At 72.8% G+C, this 14,114-nt stretch carries 15 protein-coding genes; 8 read left to right on the top strand and 7 right to left on the bottom strand.

Annotation, left to right across the window (positions count from 1 at the left end):
* Positions 1-7 precede the first annotated feature (7 nt).
* Genes WG922_RS18285 through msrA form a run of 3 tightly spaced genes read right to left on the bottom strand, consistent with a single transcriptional unit; the run spans position 8 to position 2,418 of the window.
* On the bottom strand, positions 8-1,207 hold the full coding sequence (locus tag WG922_RS18285) for an ABC transporter permease (protein WP_340284263.1): 1,200 nt from the start codon (positions 1,205-1,207) through the stop codon (positions 8-10).
* Positions 1,204-1,869, bottom strand: a complete 666-nt coding sequence (locus WG922_RS18290) for an ATP-binding cassette domain-containing protein (protein ID WP_340284264.1) — start codon at positions 1,867-1,869, stop codon at positions 1,204-1,206. Before WG922_RS18290 ends, WG922_RS18285 begins: the two co-directional genes overlap by 4 nt.
* A 9-nt stretch (positions 1,870-1,878) precedes the next feature.
* Positions 1,879-2,418: a peptide-methionine (S)-S-oxide reductase MsrA gene (gene msrA / locus WG922_RS18295; RefSeq protein ID WP_340284265.1), complete on the bottom strand. Its 540-nt coding sequence runs from the start codon at positions 2,416-2,418 to the stop codon at positions 1,879-1,881.
* An 82-nt stretch (positions 2,419-2,500) separates the two neighbouring features.
* Here msrA and WG922_RS18300 point away from each other — a divergent pair, with 82 nt between their 5' ends.
* The 5 genes from WG922_RS18300 (at position 2,501) to WG922_RS18320 (ending at position 6,545) form a co-directional block, all read left to right on the top strand.
* Positions 2,501-3,262 carry a YdcF family protein gene (locus WG922_RS18300; protein WP_340284266.1) on the top strand — a complete coding sequence of 254 codons (762 nt, stop codon included), beginning with the start codon at positions 2,501-2,503 and terminating at the stop codon, positions 3,260-3,262.
* A gap of 100 nt (positions 3,263-3,362) precedes the next feature.
* A complete protein-coding gene (locus tag WG922_RS18305; RefSeq protein WP_340284267.1) occupies positions 3,363-4,097 on the top strand; it encodes a TetR/AcrR family transcriptional regulator in 735 nt (244 codons plus the stop codon).
* 19 nt (positions 4,098-4,116) lie between these two features.
* Complete coding sequence (locus WG922_RS18310) at positions 4,117-4,806, top strand: protein-L-isoaspartate O-methyltransferase family protein (protein WP_340284269.1); 690 nt, start codon at positions 4,117-4,119, stop codon at positions 4,804-4,806.
* A gap of 10 nt (positions 4,807-4,816) precedes the next feature.
* Positions 4,817-5,158: a rhodanese-like domain-containing protein gene (locus WG922_RS18315; RefSeq protein WP_340284270.1), complete on the top strand. Its 342-nt coding sequence runs from the start codon at positions 4,817-4,819 to the stop codon at positions 5,156-5,158.
* Positions 5,159-5,222: 64 nt separating this feature from the next.
* Positions 5,223-6,545 (top strand): TolC family outer membrane protein, encoded by a 1,323-nt coding sequence (locus WG922_RS18320; RefSeq protein ID WP_340284271.1) that lies wholly within the window; start codon positions 5,223-5,225, stop codon positions 6,543-6,545.
* On the opposite strand, the gene WG922_RS18325 is transcribed toward WG922_RS18320, so the two are convergent.
* Genes WG922_RS18325 through WG922_RS18335 form a run of 3 tightly spaced genes read right to left on the bottom strand, consistent with a single transcriptional unit; the run spans position 6,535 to position 10,225 of the window.
* Positions 6,535-7,878 carry a 3-deoxy-D-manno-octulosonic acid transferase gene (locus WG922_RS18325; protein WP_340284272.1) on the bottom strand — a complete coding sequence of 448 codons (1,344 nt, stop codon included), beginning with the start codon at positions 7,876-7,878 and terminating at the stop codon, positions 6,535-6,537. The two genes, WG922_RS18320 and WG922_RS18325, sit on opposite strands and share 11 nt — an antisense overlap.
* Positions 7,875-8,846, bottom strand: a complete 972-nt coding sequence (gene waaC / locus WG922_RS18330; protein WP_340284273.1) for a lipopolysaccharide heptosyltransferase I — start codon at positions 8,844-8,846, stop codon at positions 7,875-7,877. The genes WG922_RS18325 and waaC overlap by 4 nt, the downstream gene beginning before the upstream one ends.
* Entirely contained in the window at positions 8,843-10,225 is a 1,383-nt protein-coding gene (locus WG922_RS18335) for a phosphomannomutase/phosphoglucomutase (RefSeq protein WP_340284274.1), read from the bottom strand. Before WG922_RS18335 ends, waaC begins: the two co-directional genes overlap by 4 nt.
* Positions 10,226-10,361: 136 nt before the next feature.
* Between WG922_RS18335 and WG922_RS18340 the strand changes: the two genes are divergently transcribed.
* The 3 genes from WG922_RS18340 to WG922_RS18350 all read left to right on the top strand — a co-directional run bounded on the left by WG922_RS18340 (position 10,362) and on the right by WG922_RS18350 (position 13,622).
* Entirely contained in the window at positions 10,362-11,966 is a 1,605-nt protein-coding gene (locus tag WG922_RS18340; protein WP_340284275.1) for a DNA-3-methyladenine glycosylase 2 family protein, read from the top strand.
* Positions 11,967-11,980: 14 nt separating this feature from the next.
* Positions 11,981-12,574, top strand: coding sequence for a methylated-DNA--[protein]-cysteine S-methyltransferase (locus WG922_RS18345; protein ID WP_340284276.1), 594 nt, complete (start codon positions 11,981-11,983; stop codon positions 12,572-12,574).
* Positions 12,575-12,731: 157 nt separating this feature from the next.
* Positions 12,732-13,622, top strand: a complete 891-nt coding sequence (locus tag WG922_RS18350; protein ID WP_340284277.1) for a DMT family transporter — start codon at positions 12,732-12,734, stop codon at positions 13,620-13,622.
* Here the strand turns inward: WG922_RS18350 and WG922_RS18355 are convergent.
* Entirely contained in the window at positions 13,588-13,977 is a 390-nt protein-coding gene (locus WG922_RS18355) for a VanZ family protein (protein WP_340284278.1), read from the bottom strand. The two genes, WG922_RS18350 and WG922_RS18355, sit on opposite strands and share 35 nt — an antisense overlap.
* Positions 13,978-14,114 lie beyond the last annotated feature (137 nt).

Here is a 14,114-nt window from a genome sequence, read left to right on the forward strand (position 1 = left end):
TTCACGGTCAGGGGTGCAGCAGGCGCGCCACGTCGAGGCGGTAGGCACCGATGGCCGGCACCAGCGCCGACAGCACGGCCACCAGCGCGGCGAGCACCGGGATCCAGGCCTCCTGGCCGACCCAGGTCCAGGCCGAAATCGGCAGCGACTGGCGCGCAGCGAGCGCGGAGCCTAACAGAGCGAATGCGCCGTGTGCAGCCAGAAGCCCCAGGATGCTCGCGGCCATCGCGAGCCACAGCGCCTGGGCCACCATCAGCGCGGCGACGCGGGCCGGGGGCGCGCCCAGCAGCCGCAGCATGGCGATGTCCGCACGGCGCTCACGCAGGGCGTTCCACAGCGCGATGAACACCGAGAGCCCCGCGCTGAGCAGCAGCACCAGTCCCACCCCGCGCAACACCTCGGTGCCCGCGCCCAGCAGCCGCGCCAGGCGCGTCACCTCGACCGCCGGCGCGGCTGCCTGCATGGAGGTGGTGGCGTTCACCAGGCGCGGCAGCGTCACGGCGGCGAGCGGCGTGCGGTAGCGCACCAGGGCCATCGTCACCTCGCGTTCGGCCTGCAGCAGGCGGCGGTCTTCGTCGTCCACGGCGGTGGCGTCCTCGTGCACCTGCCACACCGACTCCAGGGCGGTGAGCACCAGCCGGTCGGCCACGCAGCCGCAGGGCGCCAGGATGCCGGTAACGGTGTAGGGGCTGTCGCCGTGCGCGTGCCCGCCGCCAGCCAGCCCGTGCTCGCCGACGAATCGCTGCCCCGGCACCAGGGCGGTCGAGCGGGCCACGCCGGCGCCGAGCAGCGCCTGCATGGGCGCGAAGCCGGCCTCGCCCTCGGCCACCTCCAGGCGCAGCAGCGCCAGGTAGTCGGGGGTCGTGCCGACGATGCGATGGCCGCGGAAGCTGTCGCCCAGGGACAGCGGCACGAGCTGGCCGACCATGGGGTGCTTCTGGAGCGCCTCCACCTCCGACAGCGGCACGTTGCCGGGCGGCACGTCGATCTGGAAGACGCCCGCGAGGATCAGCTGCATTGGGCTGCCCTTGGCGCCCACGACCAGGTCGATGCCCGAGAGATCGCGCTCGAAGGCGCGGTCCAGGTGCTCGCTCACCAGCATCACGAAGCCGATCGCGCCGAGCCCGAGGGTGAGCAGCAGCAGGTTCAGCAGCGCCGCCAGCGGGCGCGACGCGACGATGCGCAGGGACAGTCCGGCGAGCGTCATGCCACCGGCTCGCGGGCTGGCGCCGTCGCGTCCAGGCGCAGCACCTCGGCCTGCGGCATGGCTTCGCGCACGCGGCGGTCGTGCGTGGCGACCACCAGCGTGGCACCACAGCGCAGCGCCGCCGATTCCAGCAGCGCGAGGGCGTCCGCGGCCGCCTCATCGTCAAGGTTGGCAGTGGGCTCGTCGGCCAGCAGCACGCGCGGCGACAGCAGGACCGCGCGGGCGAGCGCCACGCGCTGCGCCTGGCCGGCGGAGAGCTGGCCAGGGCGCCGCGCCGCCAGTTCGCCGATGCCCAGTGCCGCGAGCGCCGACGCGACCGCGGCGCGATTGACCGCCCGGCCGAGCGCGAAGTACGCCAGCGCCAGGTTGTCGGCCACGCCCAGCGCGTCGCTCAGGTGCAGACGCTGCGGCACCATGCCGACGTGCGCGCCCCGCCAGCGGTCGCGCGCGGCGCCCGTCAGCGCCCGCAGGTCCTGCCCCGCCACCAGCAGCCGGCCGGACTCGGGCAAGAGCAGGCCCGCCACCAGCGCAAGCCAGCTCGACTTGCCCGCGCCGGAGCGGCCCTGCAGCAGCAGGCGTCCGCCCTGCGGCAGGTCGAGGTCGGGGAACGCGAGGGTGGGGCCGGCGGGATGGCGCAGCCGAAGCGCCTCGGTGCGGATCACGCGGCTGCCTCAGTCCCGGGACAGTGCCGCGAAGGTCTTGCGGAACTTGGCGACCTTCGGCGCCGCGACCGCCATGCAATAACCCTGCGTCGGGTTCTTCTCGAAGAAGTCCTGGTGGTATTCCTCGGCCGGCCAGTAGTTGGCCAGCGGCTGCACCTCGGTCACGATGGGCGCGCCGAACAGCTTGTCCTGGCTCATCTCGCGGATCATGTCCTCGGCGACCTGCCGCTGCTCGGGCGTGGTGGTGTAGATGCCGCTGCGGTATTGCGTGCCGACATCGTTGCCCTGGCGGTTCAGCTGGGTGGGGTCGTGCACGACGAAGAAGATCTCCAGGATCTGCCGGGTGCTGATCTGGTCCGGGTTGTAACTCAGCTTGACGACTTCGTTGTGGCCGGTGGTGCCGGTGCACACCTGCTCGTAGCTCGGCCGCTCGACCTTGCCGTTGCTGTAGCCGGACTCGACGTCGAGGATCCCGCGCACCTTGACGAAGACCGCCTCGGTACACCAGAAACAGCCGCCGCCCAGCACGATGGTCTGGGGTTCGCTCATGGCACGCTCCTTGGATGTGGACAACAGCCGGCAACTGTAGCCGCCGGTGTGCCTGAGCTGGGGCGCTACCATCGCCGCCCATATGCAGGCAGGTGAGATCAAGACATTGGTGGCGGCATTGGCGCTGCCGCCCGCGGGGCCTCTGTTGCTGGTGCTGCTGGGGCTGCTGCTCGCCCGGCTGGGGCGGCGAGGCGGCTTCGCACTCGCGCTCTCGGGCGTCGTGCTGCTGTGGTTGCTGAGCACCCACGCGGTGACCGTCTACCTCGGCCAGCACCTGCTGCCGCAGGTGCCGCCGATCGGGCTGGCAGACCTGCGCCGCGCGCGTGTCGAGGCCGTGGTCGTGCTGGGCGGTGGCGTACGGCCCATGGCGCCCGAATACGGAACGCCCCAGCCCTCCGACCACAGCCTGGAGCGCCTGCGCTACGGCGTGCGCCTGGCCCGCATGGCGCAGCTGCCGCTGGCCTTCAGTGGCGGCCTGGGCTGGTCGGGGCGGGGCGTGGCGTCGGAGGCCGAAGCGGCCCGGCTGTCCGCGCGCCAGGATTTCGGCGCCGACCTTCGCTGGGTCGAAGGAGCCTCGCGCGATACGCGCGAGAACGCCGAGCGCAGCGCCGCGCTGCTGCAGCGCGACCGCATCCGCCGCATCGCGCTGGTGAGCGACGCCTGGCACCTTCCCCGCGCCACCCTCGAATTCCGCCGGCAAGGCTTCGAGGTCCTGCCCGCGCCGGTCGGGGCGGTGCTGCCGCGCGACCGCACCCCGCTCGAGTGGCTGCCCTCGGGCCACGGCCTTGCTACCTCGCGGCAGCTCCTGCGCGAATGGCTGGCGCTGCAGGCCGCGCGCTTCTAGCTCCGCCTTGACGCGTTCGAAGCCGGCCCACTACATTACTAACCGGTCAGTCAGTAGCAGAATCGTCCGCCGTCCCGCAGCCAACCCGTTCCCCTCGCGCGTGCCCGCCAAGTCCCCTCTCTCCCCAGCCGAACCGTCGCCGGCGCGTCGCGAGCGCCGCAAGCAGGCGCGCCCCGGCGAGCTGCTCGATGCGGCGCTCGCCCTGTTCGTCGAAAAAGGCTTTGCCGCCACGCGCGTCGAGGAGATCGCTGCGCGCGCGGGCGTCTCCAAGGGCACCCTGTTCCTCTACTTCCCGAACAAGGAAGCGCTCTTCAAGGCCGTCGTCCACGAGAACATCGCGGGACACTTCGCCGCCTGGAACGCCGAATTCCAGTCTTTCGAGGGCAGCACGGCCGACATGCTGCGGCACTGCATGCAGGCGTGGTGGGACCGCATCGGCGCCACGCCGGCGTCCGGCATCCCCAAGCTGATGATGTGCGAGGCGCAGAACTTCCCCGAGGTGACGGCCTATTACCAGCAGGAAGTGGTCCGCCCCGGCAAGACCCTGATCCGCCGCATCCTGGAGCGCGGCGTCGCGCGCGGGGAGTTCGCGGTGGACGACATGGACGCCGCGGTCTACGCCATCGTTGCACCGATGATCTTCCTCATGCTGAACCAGCACGCCCTCGGCGCCTGCATGCCCGAGGAGGCCGTGCCCGAGCCGCGCCGGCTGGTCGCGCTGCAAGCCGAACTGCTGCTGCGCGGGCTTTGCAGTCGGGGTTCCGACGGCGCCCGCGCGCCCGCTGCGGCGGCGGGCGACGCCGCCCCGGCTCCTAAAATAGACCCTTTGTCCTGAACGCCTCCTCCCCCACGCCATGACGTCCCACGCGCACCTCGAACAAGCACGGTTCAACATGATCGAGCAGCAGATCCGTCCCTGGGACGTGCTCGATTCCAAGGTGCTGGACTTGCTGCCGCAGGTGCGGCGCGAGGAGTTCGTGCCCGAGGAAATGCAGGCTCTCACCTTCGTCGATATGGAGATTCCGCTGGTGGGCGCCCCCGAAGAGGCCCTCGCCACCGGGCGCTGCATGCTCGCCCCGCGCGTCGAGGCGCGCATGCTGCAGGAGGCCGACCCGCGTCCGTACGAGAAGGTGCTGGAGGTCGGCGCCGGCTCGGGCTACATGGCGGCGCTGCTGGCGCGCCGCGCGCAGAGCGTCATCACCCTGGACATCGACCCCCGGCTGGTCGCGATGGCGCGCGCAAACCTGGAGCGCGCCGGCATCGCGAATGCCGAGGTGCGCCAAGCCGACGGCGCCCGCGGGCTTCCCGGCGACGGTCCTTTCGACGTGATCGTCCTGAGCGGCTCGGTGGCCGAGGTGCCGCAGGCGCTGCTCGACCAGCTCAGTCCCGGCGGGCGCTTGGTGGCCATCGTCGGCGACCAGCCCATGATGCGGGCGACGGTGATCACCCGCACGCAGGACAAGCGCACCACCACTGCCCAGCCCTGGGACACCGTGGCGCCTCGGCTGCAGAACTTTCCCGCGCCTTCGCGCTTTCGCTTCTGAAGGCGGCGCGATGATCCCGCAAGTCCGCCCCGCCGAGTTCGACGCATGGCTGCAGCGCCACCCCGACAACCGGCCACTGCTGCTGGACGTGCGCGAGCCCGGCGAGCTGCAGCTCGCGAGCGTTGCTGCCGATGCGCGGTTCGAGTTCGTCCACATCCCGATGCAGCAGGTGCCGGCGCGCCTGCACGAGTTGCCCGCCGACCGGCCGGTGGCCTGCCTGTGCCACCACGGCATGCGCAGCATGCAGGTGGCGGCTTTCCTGGCCGCGCGCGGCTTCGACGATGTGGCGAACGTCGCCGGCGGCATCGACGCCTGGTCGCGCGAGCGCGATACCGGCGTGCCCCGCTACTGACGCGCGCGCAGCACGACGACGAGCTCCTTCACGAGCATTCCCCCACGAGCAAGGACGGACGGACATGAACCTTCTGGCGCGCCCCGCGGTGCGGTTGTTGCCCCTGGCCTTCGGATCCCTGCTCGCGGGGGCGGCCGCGGCACAGAGCCTGCCCGAGCTCTACGAGGCAGCGCGTGCCCACGACGCGGTGTTCCAGGCGGCGCGCGCGCAGTACGACGCCAATGTCTTCCGCGCCGACCAGGCGCTCGCCGGCCTGTTGCCGCAGGTGGCCTTGCAAGGCGGCGCGAGCCGCACCGGATTCGGCAATGCCAATCCGGCCGTCGATCGCGACTTCACCACCCGCAGTGCGACCATTTCCGCCTCGCAGCCCCTGTACCGGCCGGCCAACATGGCCACCTGGGAGCAGAGCCGGCGCCAGGTGCAGCTCGCGGCCTCGCAGCTCGAGACCGCCGCCCAGGACCTGATCGTGCGCGTGAGCCAGGCCTACTTCGACGTACTCGCGGCGCAGGACACCCTGGCCTTCGTGCGCGCGCAGAAGGCAGCGGTCAGCGAGCAGCTCGCCGCGGCGCGCCGCAACTTCGAGGTGGGAACCGCCACCATCACCGACACCCGGGAGGCACAGGCCCGCTACGACCTGGTGCTGGCCCAGGAGATCGCCGCCGAAAACGACCTGCGCGTGCGCAGGCTGGCGCTGGACACGCTGGTCGGCCGCGCCGACACCCAGCCCGAGCCGCTGCCCGCGGCGGTGGCCGCCGTCCCGCCGCAGCCGCCCGACCTCGACGCGTGGGTGCGCATGGCCGAGGAGGCCAGCCCCGCCATCGCACAAGCCCGGCTGGCACTCGACGTCGCCCGCCTGGAAACCGAGAAGGCGCGCGCCGGCCACCTGCCTACGCTGGACCTCACCGCCTCGCGCAACGCCACCCAGAGCCCGCAGGGCACCACCACCAGCGCGCTGGGCACGCGAAGTAATGCCGGCCAGGTGGGGGTCACGTTCACGGTGCCGCTGTTCGCCGGCTTCGCCACCCAGAACCGCATCCGCGAGACGCTGTCGCTGGAAGACCGCGCGCAGGCCGAACTCGACAACGCGCGGCGCTCGGTGGCGCAGGCTACCCGCGTTGCCTATCTCGGGGTGCTCTCGGGCACCGGCCAGGTGCGGGCGCTGGAAGCGGCCGAAGCGTCCAGCCAGAGCGCGCTGGACGCCAACCGCCTGGGCTACCAGGTGGGGGTGCGCATCAACATCGACGTGCTGAACGCGCAGAGCCAGCTGTTCCAGACCAAGCGCGATCTCGCGGTCGCGCGCTACAACGTCCTGCTGGGGAAGCTGCGACTGCGCCAGGCGAGCGGCACCCTCACACCGGACGATCTGCGCCCGCTCGTCACGCCGTAGAGGCGCCGCTGCGAGGCGATGCCTCTGCGCGCGGCGCAGGGCTGCAGGCGAGCGCGAGCAGCGCCTGCGCGAAGCGGTCGGCGGCTCCGCGGTGGCCCTCGGCAAAGGCTGCCGCGCCGGTGCGCATCGCCTCGCGCCGTGGCGCGTCGGCGGCGATCGCACGGGCTTCGCGCACCGCGTCGGCCAGCGAACGCACCCGCAGTGCGGCGCCCCTGCCTTCGGCGGCGGCGGCCGCTTCGGCGAAGTTGAAGGTGTGCGGCCCCATCACGACCGGACAGCCGCAGGCGGCCGCCTCGATCAGGTTCTGTCCGCCCAGCCGCTCGAAGCTGCCGCCCAGCAGCGCCACGTCGGCCAGACCGTAGTACAGCGGCATCTCGCCCAGCGAGTCGCCGATCCAGATGTCGGCCGCCGGTGGACTTTCCTGCGCCCAGGCGCTGCGCCGCGCCACCGTGAAGCCTGCGGCCGCGGCCATCGAGGCCACCTCGTCGAAACGCTGGGGATGGCGCGGCACCAGCAGCCACTGCACCGGCGCCATCAGGTCGGTGGCGCGGCGGGCCTGCCCACCGCGCAGGCGTTCGCGGTCGGTGCGCAGCACCCGCAGGAACTCGGCTTCCTCGCCTTCGCGCGAACTGGCGAACATCACCACCGGCGACTCGCGCCCGGCCCGCCACGCGCGCCCTTGCGCCAGCAGCGCCGGATCGGGACGCGCGTCGAACTTGAGATTGCCCAGCACGCCGCTGACGCGGGCGCCGGCTTCGCGCAGCCGCTGTGCATCGGCCTCGGTCTGCGCCCACACGGCTGCCAGGGCCGCATACGCCGGCTGCGACAGCGCGGCGAGCCGCCGCGCCTTGCGCAGCGACGCCTCGGACAGGCGCGCGTTGGCGAGCGTCAGCGGCACCCCGCGCCGGGCGCAGGCCTGCGCCAGGTTGGGCCACACCTCGGTTTCGATCAGCACGCCCGCGCAGGGTCGGAAGTGTTCAAGGAATCGCTCCACCGCGGCTGGCGTGTCCCACGGCAGCCAGGCCTGCGCGTCACCCGGCTGCAGCAGCCGGGCGCCCTCGGCCCGACCGGTGGCCGTGCCGTGGGTGAGCAGCAGGCGCAGCCCCGGCTCGCGTGCGCGCAGGGCCTCCACCAGGAGAGCCGCGGCGCGGGTCTCGCCCAGGGACACCGCGTGCACCCACAGGGCGTTCGGCGCGGCGGGCGCGGCGTAGATGCCGAAGCGCTCCTCGATGCCTTCGAGGTAGCCGGGCTCGTCGCGGCCGCGCCGGCGCAGCTTGCGCCGCAGCAGCGGCTGCGCCGCCGCCATCGCCAGCGAGTACAGCGCACGCATCATGGCGCGGCGCGCACCTGTTCCCAGGCGGACCAGACCGCTTCGACCGATGGGGTCGGCGCAGCGAACACCGCCCGCTGGCGCGCCGAGCCGCAGGGGCCGGTGCGCCAGGCGGTGTCGAAGTTGTAGATCTGCACGTGGGGCCGGTCGAGGGCGGTGGCGATGTGCGAGAGCCCGCTGTCCACGCCGACCACCCCGGCGCAGCCCGCGATGCGGTCGCTCAGGCTGCCCAGGTCGAGGCGCGGCCAGACGCTGGCCTGCTTCCCCAGCGCCTGCGCCAGCCGCCCCGCGCGGTCCTGCTCGGCAACGCTGCCGTGCGGCAACCCGATCCGCAGGCCGCTGGCCGAGAGGCGCCGCCCCAGCGCGACCCAGTGGGCCTCGGGCCAGAGCTTGTCGTCGCGCGAGGTGCCGTGCACCAGCGCGACCTCGTCGGCGGCCAAGCCTGCGCCCTGCTGCGCCCGCAGCCCGAACACGGCAGGCCCGGCCTGGGCATACCCGAGTGCGCTGGCGCACAGCGCGCGCGAGCGTTCGACGGCATGCACGTGCCGCGCGACGCGCACCGCCTCGTGCGCGACCCAGCGCGTGGGCGCCTCGTAGCTCGATCCCTCGGTGCGGTTGGCCAGCGCATAGCGACGACCGCCAGGGGCCAGCCGTGCGGTCCACGCTACCAGGGCGGACTTGCTCAGGCCCTGCAGGTCGATCACCGCGTCATAGGCCTGCGCCCGCAGCGCGGTGCGAAAGGCGCGCCAACCCTGGCGCGTTTCGCGCGACAGCGGCGCGCGGCGCCAGCGCCGCAGCTCGCAAGGGATCACGCCCACCACGCCCTCGCAGCGCTCGACCAGCCCGGAAAACCCGCGCTCGACGACCCAGTCGATGCGTGCGTGCGGCAGCGCGGCCCGGATGTCCTGCACGGCCGGCATGGCATGCACCACGTCGCCAAGCGATGAGAGCTTGACGATGAGAACCCTCAATGCGCCGCCTCGCCGATCTGGGCGTCGGGCTTGACGCTGCGCAGCAGGGCCAGCATCTCCTCCTGGATGCGCTGCAGCGCCTCGGGCGTGTGGCCCTCGAAGCGCAGCACCAGCACCGGCGTGGTGTTGGACGCACGGATCAGGCCGAAGCCGTCCGGCCAATCGACGCGCACGCCGTCGATGGTGCTGACCTGCGCCGGCGCATCGAAACGCGCCTGCTCGACCAGCCGGGCCACCAGCGCGTGCGGCTCGCCTTCCTGGCAGCGCACGTTGAGCTCGGGCGTGGAGTGGCTGGTGGGCAGCCCGTCGAGCACGGCGCTCGGGTCGGCCTCGCGCGAGAGGATCTCCAGCAGGCGCGCCCCGGCATACGTGCCGTCGTCGAAGCCGAACCAGCGCTCCTTGAAGAAGATGTGCCCGCTCATCTCGCCGCCCAGCGGCGAGTCGATGGCTTTCATCTTGGCCTTGATGAGGGAGTGCCCGGTCTTGAACATCAGCGGCTCGCCACCCGCCTCGCGGATGGTGGGCGCGAGGCGCTGGGTGCACTTGACGTCGAAGACGATGGTGGCGCCCGGCACGCGGCTGAGCACGTCCCGCGCGAACAGCATCATCTGGCGGTCGGGGTAGATGGTGTTGCCGCCGCGGGTGACGATGCCCAGGCGGTCGCCGTCGCCGTCGAACGCGAGGCCCAGCTCGGCGCCGGTGGCCTCGATCTGCGCGATGAGGTCGCGCAGGTTCTCCGGCTTGCTCGGGTCGGGGTGGTGGTTGGGGAAGGTGCCATCGACCTCGGAAAACAGTTCGACCACCTCGCAGCCCAGCGCGCGCAGGATGGACGGCGCGGAGGCACCGGCGACGCCGTTGCCCGAATCGACCACCACCTTGACAGGCCGCGCCAGCTTCACGTCGGAGACGATGCGGTCGCGGTAGGGGGCGAAGACGTTGACGTTGCGCACCTTGCCCGGCGCGTCGGCGTCGTGCGACTCGCCTTCCATCGCGGTGCGCAGCGCCTGGATCTCGTCGCCGTAGATCGCACGACCGGCCAGCACCATCTTGAAGCCGTTGTAGTCCTTGGGGTTGTGGCTGCCGGTCACCTGGATGCCGCTGTTGCACAGCGTGCTGGCCGCGAAATACAGCATGGGCGTGGTCACCATGCCCACATCGACGACATCGACGCCGCCGGCGACCAGCCCGCGCACCAGCGCGGCCGAGAGCGCGGGCCCGCTGAGGCGCCCGTCGCGGCCCACGGCGACGGTCTGTTCGCCCTCGCGCCGGGCGGCGGCGGCAAAGGCCCGGCCCAGCCGCTCGGCGACCGTTTCGTCGAGCGTGGACGGCACGATGCCGCGGATGTCGTAGGCCTTGAAGATCGAGGGGGACAGTTGCATGGTGGTGGCGATTCCCTGAAGAGTTGTGTCCGTCGAAAAGCCCCCGGATTGTGGCAGGGAAGCAGGGCCGCCGGGCCTGCGACCGGGGGTCCGGAAACGGCGAGTCGCGGCGCCCGAGCTCCGTATCATCGGTTCGATGGCCCCCCTGACCGACGACCTGCAACCCGACGCCTGCTGGCATGCGCTGCGATCGCGCGACGCCCGCTTCGACGGCTGCTTCTTCACGGCGGTCACCTCCACCGGCATCTACTGCCGGCCGGTGTGCCGGGCGCGCACCCCGCGACGCGAGAACTGCCGCTTCTTCCGCCATGCCGCGCAGGCCGAGCGGGCGGGCTTTCGTCCCTGCCTGCGCTGCCGGCCCGAGCTCGCGCCGCAGGCGCTGTGGTGGTCCAGCCAGGACGCGCCGGCGATCCTGGCACGCGAGGCGGCCCGGCTGCTCGACCAGCCCGAAGCGCTGTCAGGCGGCGGCGGCATGCCGGCGCTGGCCGCGCGGCTGGGCGTGAGCGACCGCCACCTGCGTCGCGTCTTCGAGGCCGAGCTCGGGGTCTCGCCGCTGCAGTACCTGCAGACGCGGCGCCTGCTCACGGCCAAGCAGCTGCTGGCCGACACCCGCCTGCCCGTCACGCAGGTGGCCGCGTTGAGCGGCTTCGCCAGCCTGCGCCGCTTCAACGCCGCCTTCGTCCAGCACTACGGCCTCAATCCGACACAACTGCGCCGCGAAGGCCACGCACCCGAGCCGGCCTGCGGGGCGGCGGTGCGGCTGGGACTGCGCCCGCCCTACGACGTGCGGGCGATGCTCGCGTTCTTCGCGCGGCGTGCGATCGATGGCGTGGAGCGGGTCGATGCGGACGCCGGCCTGCTGGCCCGCACGCTGGCGGTGCAGGCGCAGGGCCGCGTCCACGCGGGCTGGTTCGAGGCCCGCTTCGTCCCGGAACGCCACCTGCTGCTGCTGCGCGTCGCCGATGCGCTCACGCCGGTGCTGCCGCAGCTGATCGCGCGGGTGCGCGCCACGTTCGATCTCGACGCCGACCCGCAGGCGATCTCGGCGGTGCTGGCCGCCGACTTCCCGGACAGCGACGGCCTGCGCGTGCCGGGCGGCCCGTGCGGCTTCGAGCTCGCCGTGCGGGCGGTGCTCGGGCAGCAGGTGACGGTGGCTGCGGCGCGCACGCTCGCGGCGCGGCTGGTCGAGCACTTCGGCGAACCTCTCCCGACGCCGCTGGCCGGCGTGCAGCGGCTCTTTCCGGCGGCCCCGGTGCTGGCCGGCGTGCCGGCGGAAGCACTCGGGGCCCTGGGCATCGTGCGCCAGCGCCAGGCCGCCATCCTGGCGCTGGCCCAGGCGGTGGCGCAGGAGCGGCTGGTGCTGTCGGCAGCAGCGCCACGCGAAGCCACCCTCGCGCAGCTGCAGGCGATGCCGGGGATCGGCGCATGGACTGCGCAGTACCTGGCCATGCGCGTCCTGCGATGGCCCGACGCCTTTCCCGCCGGCGACGTGGCGTTGCAGCAGGCCCTGGGCGTGCGCGACGCGCCGCACCCGGCGCGGGCCGCCACCGCCCGCGCCGAGGCCTGGCGTCCCTGGCGCAGCTACGCGGTCCTTCGGGCCTGGGCCGGCCGCGCGCGCCCCACCGGCGACCTGGCGGCGCCCGGCGCAGCAGATGCGCTCGCTGCCGCCGGGCCCATCGCTGCCGCACCAGCACCCGCACCCGCACCCGCACCCGCAGCCGTCCGCATCCAGGCACCGTGACGAAGGAAAACCCCATGACCACCGCCTCGCCCCTCGTGAATCCCACGGCGTGCATGCCGCCGTCTCCCGCGCAGCCGCCGCCATCCCTCCTCGCGGGCGCCGTTGTGCGGGCAGTGCCGCCACGCACCTTGCGCCATGCCAGCCCGCTCGGCCCGGTCCTGCTCGCCGCCACCGCGGACGGCCTGTGCGGCCTCTGGTTCGAGGGGCAGAAGCACTGGCCGCACGCCTCGTCTGCCTGGGCCGAGGGTGCGGGCGACGACACCCTGCTGCGGGAGGCGGCCCGCCAGCTCGACGCCTACTTCGCCGATCGCTTGCACACCTTTTCGTTGCCGCTCGACCTGTCCGCGGGCACGCCGTTCCAGGCACAGGTGTGGCGGGCCCTGCGTGGCATCGCGCGCGGCAGCACGCTCACCTACGCGCAGCTTGCCGAACGCATCGGCCGCGTCGGTGCCGCGCGCGCGGTCGGTGCGGCGGTGGGACGCAATCCGCTCAGCGTGGTGGTGCCCTGCCACCGGGTGCTCGGGCAGGCCGGCGCCCTCACCGGCTATGCGGGCGGTCTGGACCGCAAACGCGCCCTGCTGCGGCTCGAAGGCGCCGCAGGCGCCTGAACGAAGCGAAAAGGACTCGAGCGATGACGCGCCGCGCGACGTGCCCCAGGACGCCACCGACGCCGCGATCGATGACGCGGCCGCATCAAACCGGCCGAAAAAATCATGGCCCCCGCCGCGCGGACCCGCAAGTTTTGCCTGGACACTGGGCACCGCCATGCCGCTGAACGTTCTTGCCGACTACCTCCTGCTCGCAGCCGTGTGGGGCGCTTCGTTCCTGTTCGCGCGGCTGGCGGTGGTGGAGTTCGGCGCCCTGCCCACCGCTGCGCTGCGCTGCGTGATCGCGGCGCTGGTGCTGCTGCCGCTGCTGCTGGCGCACGGGCTCGGCCCCCAGCTGCGCCGGCACGGCAAGACGGCCGCCACCATCGGCGTACTCAACTCGGGCATTCCCTTCGCGCTGTTCGCCTTCGCCGTGCAGTACATCAGCACCGGCCTCACCTCGATCCTCAACGCCACGGTGCCCATGTTCGGCGCGCTGGTGGCCTGGCTCTGGCTCAAGGACCGTCCCGATGCAAGCCGCGTCGCCGGCCTTGCGATCGGTTTTGCCGGCGTGGCGCTGCTGGCCGGCGGAGGCGCCCGATCGGGCGGCGGCGCACTGGCCGGCTGGGCCGTGCTCGCCTGCCTGGCGGCCTGCGTGTGCTATGGGGTGGCCGGCAACGCAGCGAAGGTGCATCTCGCCGGGGTGCCGCCGCTAGTGACGGCCACCGCCAGCCAGATCGGCGCCAGTGCCCTGCTGGCCATTCCTGCGCTCTGGATGGCGCCGGCGCGCATGCCCGGGCTGCAGGCCTGGGCGGCGATCCTCGCGCTGGGCGTGCTGTGCACGGGGCTGGCCTACGTGCTGTTCTTCCGGGTCATCGACCGCGTCGGGCCGGCGCGGGCCATGACCGTCACCTTCCTGATCCCCGTGTTCGCCGTCTTCTACGGTGCGCTCGTGCTGAACGAGCGCATCACGCCCTGGATGCTCGTGTGCGGCGCCGTCATCGTCGCTGGCACCGCGCTGTCCACCGGCCTGCTCACACTGCGCCGTCGCGCCCCCAGCGCGCCCTGACGCGCCCGTGCCAGGCCGCCGCGGCGGCCCACCCGAGCAAGGTGCCCAGCAGGTCCTGCACCACCCCGGCGACGTTGGGATGGCGATCGACCGCGAAGTACTGCAGGCCTTCCGTAACCAGGGCCAGCCCCAGCCCCAGCGCGGGCAACTGCCACCAGCGCAGCTCCCACCAGCGCGCAAGCGGAAGCAGGAACGCCATCCCGGCGAACAGCGACACGTGCGCCAGCGCGGCCAGGTTCAGCGTGAGCGGGATGCGGTCGATGGCGCCGTCCTTCCAGCCGCCGGGCATGAGCGTTCCGAAGAGCAGCACCACCAGCAGGAAGACGACGCCCCTGCGGGCGAAGGTCTGAAGCATGGCAGAGCATTTTGCGGCCGCCGAGCCGTGCGCCCGAGGCGAAATAGCCTGAAAGAGCCATCGCGAGACGGTGTTTTCCGACGCTCCAGCTTGGTCGAGCAACCCAGAATTTCCTGGCACACCCACTCACCCCCAGG

Origin of the sequence: Ramlibacter sp. AN1015, from assembly GCF_037726105.1 — a bacterium.
GTDB lineage: Bacteria > Pseudomonadota > Gammaproteobacteria > Burkholderiales > Burkholderiaceae_C > Ramlibacter.

What these genes read in the sequence shown, in the direction of transcription:
- WG922_RS18285 (WP_340284263.1), bottom strand. Translation starts at nt 1,207, where the DNA reads ATGACGCTCGCCGGACTGTCCCTGCGCATCGTCGCGTCGCGCCCGCTG.
- msrA (WP_340284265.1), bottom strand. Translation starts at nt 2,418, where the DNA reads ATGAGCGAACCCCAGACCATCGTGCTGGGCGGCGGCTGTTTCTGGTGT.
- WG922_RS18300 (WP_340284266.1), top strand. Translation starts at nt 2,501, where the DNA reads ATGCAGGCAGGTGAGATCAAGACATTGGTGGCGGCATTGGCGCTGCCG.
- WG922_RS18310 (WP_340284269.1), top strand. Translation starts at nt 4,117, where the DNA reads ATGACGTCCCACGCGCACCTCGAACAAGCACGGTTCAACATGATCGAG.
- WG922_RS18315 (WP_340284270.1), top strand. Translation starts at nt 4,817, where the DNA reads ATGATCCCGCAAGTCCGCCCCGCCGAGTTCGACGCATGGCTGCAGCGC.
- WG922_RS18320 (WP_340284271.1), top strand. Translation starts at nt 5,223, where the DNA reads ATGAACCTTCTGGCGCGCCCCGCGGTGCGGTTGTTGCCCCTGGCCTTC.
- WG922_RS18325 (WP_340284272.1), bottom strand. Translation starts at nt 7,878, where the DNA reads ATGATGCGTGCGCTGTACTCGCTGGCGATGGCGGCGGCGCAGCCGCTG.
- WG922_RS18335 (WP_340284274.1), bottom strand. Translation starts at nt 10,225, where the DNA reads ATGCAACTGTCCCCCTCGATCTTCAAGGCCTACGACATCCGCGGCATC.
- WG922_RS18340 (WP_340284275.1), top strand. Translation starts at nt 10,362, where the DNA reads ATGGCCCCCCTGACCGACGACCTGCAACCCGACGCCTGCTGGCATGCG.
- WG922_RS18345 (WP_340284276.1), top strand. Translation starts at nt 11,981, where the DNA reads ATGACCACCGCCTCGCCCCTCGTGAATCCCACGGCGTGCATGCCGCCG.
- WG922_RS18350 (WP_340284277.1), top strand. Translation starts at nt 12,732, where the DNA reads ATGCCGCTGAACGTTCTTGCCGACTACCTCCTGCTCGCAGCCGTGTGG.
- WG922_RS18355 (WP_340284278.1), bottom strand. Translation starts at nt 13,977, where the DNA reads ATGCTTCAGACCTTCGCCCGCAGGGGCGTCGTCTTCCTGCTGGTGGTG.